6 protein-coding genes are annotated in these 3,927 nt (G+C 56.8%); 3 read left to right on the top strand and 3 right to left on the bottom strand.

Going from position 1 to position 3,927, the window contains the following annotated elements:
- Positions 1-34 precede the first annotated feature (34 nt).
- Positions 35-1,135, bottom strand: coding sequence for a sodium-potassium/proton antiporter ChaA (chaA, locus tag HMPREF9538_RS08105; RefSeq protein WP_002910392.1), 1,101 nt, complete (start codon positions 1,133-1,135; stop codon positions 35-37).
- A 263-nt stretch (positions 1,136-1,398) separates the two neighbouring features.
- Between chaA and chaB the strand changes: the two genes are divergently transcribed.
- A complete protein-coding gene (gene chaB / locus HMPREF9538_RS08110; protein WP_002910389.1) occupies positions 1,399-1,629 on the top strand; it encodes a putative cation transport regulator ChaB in 231 nt (76 codons plus the stop codon).
- A gap of 136 nt (positions 1,630-1,765) precedes the next feature.
- Positions 1,766-2,446 carry a gamma-glutamylcyclotransferase gene (locus tag HMPREF9538_RS08115; RefSeq protein ID WP_004152258.1) on the top strand — a complete coding sequence of 227 codons (681 nt, stop codon included), beginning with the start codon at positions 1,766-1,768 and terminating at the stop codon, positions 2,444-2,446.
- A gap of 217 nt (positions 2,447-2,663) precedes the next feature.
- On the opposite strand, the gene HMPREF9538_RS08120 is transcribed toward HMPREF9538_RS08115, so the two are convergent.
- Both HMPREF9538_RS08120 and HMPREF9538_RS08125 read right to left on the bottom strand, forming a co-directional pair.
- On the bottom strand, positions 2,664-2,906 hold the full coding sequence (locus HMPREF9538_RS08120; RefSeq protein ID WP_002910387.1) for a DUF1883 domain-containing protein: 243 nt from the start codon (positions 2,904-2,906) through the stop codon (positions 2,664-2,666).
- A 237-nt stretch (positions 2,907-3,143) separates the two neighbouring features.
- Positions 3,144-3,497, bottom strand: coding sequence for a DsrE/DsrF/TusD sulfur relay family protein (locus HMPREF9538_RS08125; protein ID WP_002910380.1), 354 nt, complete (start codon positions 3,495-3,497; stop codon positions 3,144-3,146).
- Between the two features lie 67 nt (positions 3,498-3,564).
- Here HMPREF9538_RS08125 and HMPREF9538_RS30305 point away from each other — a divergent pair.
- Positions 3,565-3,927: nitrate- and nitrite sensing domain-containing protein (locus HMPREF9538_RS30305; RefSeq protein ID WP_009485735.1), on the top strand; the 363-nt coding region annotated here is incomplete at its 3' end.

Raw genomic sequence — 3,927 nt, 5'->3', positions numbered from 1 at the left:
TCTCGCCCGGACTCCGCCGGGTGGGAAAGCGGGGTCAGGCGAAAATGGTCATCAGATAGGCGGCGAACAGCGCCATGTGGGCCGCGCCGTTCAGCACATTGGTGCGTCCGGTGGAGAAGGAGATATGGCACAGCACCAGCGAGGCGACCATCACCACCATCTCCGGGGCGCCAAGGCCAAAGCGCAGCTCATTGCCGGTCAGGAAGGCGATGAGGGTGACCACCGGGACCGTCAGCGATATGGTGGCCAGCACGGAGCCGAAAAACAGATTCATCGCCCGCTGAACCTGATTGTTGAGCACCGCTTTCAGGGCGCCAAGGCCTTCCGGCGACAGGATCAGCAGAGCCACCAGGAAGCCTGTAAAGGCCACCGGGGCATTCATGCTGGTCAACAGCGTTTCCAGCGGGTTAGCGTTCATTTTGGTAACCGCGATCACTGCCACCAGGTGCACCAGCAGCCAGGCGGTATGCCACCCGCTGCTGTGGGCGGACGGTTTACCGTGGTGCGGGTCGTCATCGTCGCTGTCGTCTTCATGCTCATAAACAAACAGGCTCTGATGGGTTTTGGTCTGAATAAGCAGGAAAACGCCGTACATGGCCGCCGAAATTACCGCCACCAGCAGCGATTGCCCGGTGCTGAAGTTCGCGCCCGGCAGCGCCATCGGAAAGACCAGCACGATAATCGCTAGCGGAAACAGGGCGATAAGATACTGCTTAATGCCGAACAGATTCATATATTGGGTGGCGAATTTACGCCCGCCCAGCAGCAGAGAGAAACCGACCAGACCGCCGGTGACGATCATAATAATGGAGTAGAGGGTATCCCGCATCAAGGTCGGCGCGGCGTCGCCGGTGGCCATTAAGGCAGAGATCAAACTGACCTCAAGGATAACCACCGACAGGCTTAAAATCAGGGAGCCATAGGGTTCGCCCAGGCGGTGGGCGAGGACGTCGGCGTGGCGGACCACGCTGAAGGCGCTGCTCAAAATGCCGACCAGCGCGAGGATATTGATCGCGATGACCACTGGCAGTGACTGGCTGCTGCCCCAGAAAAACAGCACCGCCAGCGCCAGCACCGGAAAGACGAGGGAAGACTCCTTATGGCGGGTTTTTACCGCCTCATGTGCATGGGTCATGAACCATCTCCATTTATGCAGGTGTTATAATTATAAAAACGTAGGGCGGTAAAGTAACAGATCTTGCTAAATTACCGCTGGTTTTTTACTTAAATTTACGGGTATCGAGGGATATCTTGATTAGTTTATTATAATTTATGTTTACTTATATTTAGTTCTTATTATTCAGATAATTACTAAAATAATTTTTCTACTCATTTTGACCTTGATAGCCAGCCGACTGCGTACCAGACTTAAACTTAATGCTCAAACAGGAGGTCAGTATGCCCTATCGCAGTAAACAAGAACTCCCCGACAGCGTTCAGCATGTACTGCCTGCCCATGCGCAGGAAATTTATAAAGAAGCGTTTAACAGCGCCTGGGATCAATATAAAGATAAAGACGAGCGGCGCGATGACGCCAGCCGCGAAGAGACGGCGCACAAAGTCGCCTGGGCGGCGGTGAAGAACAGCTATGAGAAAGGCGATGATGATAAGTGGCATAAGAAAAAATAATCGCTGACGCCGCTTTTTCGCTTGCCAGCGCCCCGCTGATTGCTTATTGAAAGATAAAGCTGGATAATATTTCAGCAATATTGACGGATGCATGAGACGAACGCCGGGAAGCGGGCAGTGGCGGAGGTAGTAAACAGTGTTAACTCGTGATTTCTTAATGAATGCGGATTGTAAGACAGCGTTTGGCGCTATTGAGGAATCGCTACTCTGGTCGGCAGAACAACGTGCAGCCTCGCTGGCGGCGACGCTGGCCTGCCGCCCGGATGATGGCTCAGTATGGATCTTTGGCTACGGTTCGCTTATCTGGAACCCGGCGCTCAATTATCGCGAGTCCTGCACCGGCACGCTGCCGGGCTGGCACCGCGCGTTTTGCCTGCGGTTGACCGCCGGGCGCGGTAGTGCCTGCCAGCCGGGACGCATGCTGGCTCTCAAAGAGGGCGGCCGAACCACCGGCGTCGCCTATCGTCTGCCTGACGACACGCTGGAGGAGGAGCTGACCCTGCTGTGGAAGCGGGAGATGATCACCGGCTGCTATCTGCCCACCTGGTGCAAGCTGGAGCTGGACGACGGACGGACGGTGAATGCCCTGGTGTTTATTATGGATCCGCGCCATCCACTGTTTGAACCGGATACCAGTGCCCAGGTTATCGCCCCGCTGATCGCCCGGGCCAGCGGGCCGCTCGGCACCAACGCCCAGTATCTGTTTTCGCTTGAGCAGGCGCTGCGCAAGCTGGGCATGCACGATGCCAGTCTCGATGACCTGGTGGCCAGCGTCCGCGCGCTGTTGGGCGAGAGTCCGACGCCGGGCCTGGCCTGAGCGCGCGCAAAAGAAAACGCCCGGCATGACCGGGCGTCCGATTGCTGACCAGTAAGGAAAAAGCGTGGTTTTTCCTTACTGGTGGTTATCAGCCGAAAATCAATAAATTGATTTTCCTTGTTATTTTTCTGGTGCAATCTGCAAGTACAATGATTGCATGAGGTTTGTCATGAATCCCACGCCCGGCATGACCGGGCGTGTGTTCTGGCAGTGACGGTCAGGCCGGCACGTAGCTGATGGAGTGCTCCAGCGACTGGCTGTGACTGTCGATAAGCACGTTCCAGGTGCCGCTGTAGGGCACCGTCAGATAGGCGCTGTCCCGATCCTGCACGCTCAGAATATCCGCATGACTGTCGCCCGGGACCTTCGCGCTCATCAGATGAATATGGCAGCGCTCTGAGCACCGCACCACCAGCGTGTCACCACCAAATAACGTCAAACTTGCTTTAACCATCGCCATTTTATACCCCGTTTCTGTCCCGCTACAGCATCCTGCCCACCCAGTCCTCGCGTGATATTGTTCACACTTTGCTCTGTGCATCACACCAAACGGCGCGGGTCGGGATGCTGATTTTGATCAAAAAAAGGGATAAAGATTAAACAAAAATGACGTTGTTCCTGAAAGCATTCAGCTAACGTTTTTTTTACCTCTGCAGGCGGCGAAACCTGATATTTCCTGCCGTTTGGCGCCCCAGATTCAGAAGGTCAGCACTTTATCTGCCGCCAGGGTCCACTGGGCCAGCTCAACGAGAGTGCCAACCTCCACGCCGTCAACCAGCGGCAGTGCGCTGACCCCGCGGCCGTCCGCGCAGGTTTTACACAGCTTCACGGGAACCTGCTGGGCGGTGAGGATCTCCAGCATCTGCTGCACATTATACCCTTCTGCCGGCTTCTGCCCCCGCAGCCCGGCGGTGACGGCGTCGGACATCAGAAACAGCTTGAGATCGAGGTCGGACTGCTGCTCGCGCAGGGCAATGGCCAGGCGCAGGCTGTTGAACAGGGATTCGCTGCCGTAGGCGGCGCCGTTGGCGATGATCACAATACGTTGCATACAAACTCCTTCTTAAAGGCACGGTTATTGCTTTAGGCAGTATAAAGCGTTAACCCGGAGGAGGGGTATGAATAATACGACTGGTCATGCGCACGATGCGACGGCCTGGCTGCAGCTGGCGCGTCGCCTGCAAAAACAACAGCTTCAGCAGCTTAGCCAACTGGGGGAACTGGCCAGCCAGCTCAGCGCGCTGGTGCATATGCTGCAGTGTGAGCGCGGGGCGTCGAATATCTATCTTTGCTCGGGCGGCTTGCTGTATACAGCGGAGTGTCGGGCGGGAGGGGCGCTGGTTGACGAGCGGCTAGCCCTGTTTTATGCCAGCCTCGAACGGGCGCGCGCGGTAGCCGGCAGCGCGCTGTGCTGGCGTATCGCCAGAGCGGTTGACGAGCTGGCGCAGCTCCCGGCGCTACGCGCGCAGATCGGCCGCCGG

Source organism: Klebsiella sp. MS 92-3 (genome assembly GCF_000195655.1).
Classification (GTDB): Bacteria; Pseudomonadota; Gammaproteobacteria; order Enterobacterales; family Enterobacteriaceae; genus Klebsiella; species Klebsiella pneumoniae.
Note: the sequence above shows the minus strand (reverse complement) of the source record. Positions and strands in the feature narration are given on the sequence as shown.

Bases quoted from the DNA above. Each gene is read 5' to 3' on its own strand.
- chaA (WP_002910392.1), bottom strand. From the start codon at position 1,135: ATGACCCATGCACATGAGGCGGTAAAAACCCGCCATAAGGAGTCTTCC.
- HMPREF9538_RS08125 (WP_002910380.1), bottom strand. From the start codon at position 3,497: ATGCAACGTATTGTGATCATCGCCAACGGCGCCGCCTACGGCAGCGAA.
- chaB (WP_002910389.1), top strand. From the start codon at position 1,399: ATGCCCTATCGCAGTAAACAAGAACTCCCCGACAGCGTTCAGCATGTA.
- HMPREF9538_RS08120 (WP_002910387.1), bottom strand. From the start codon at position 2,906: ATGGCGATGGTTAAAGCAAGTTTGACGTTATTTGGTGGTGACACGCTG.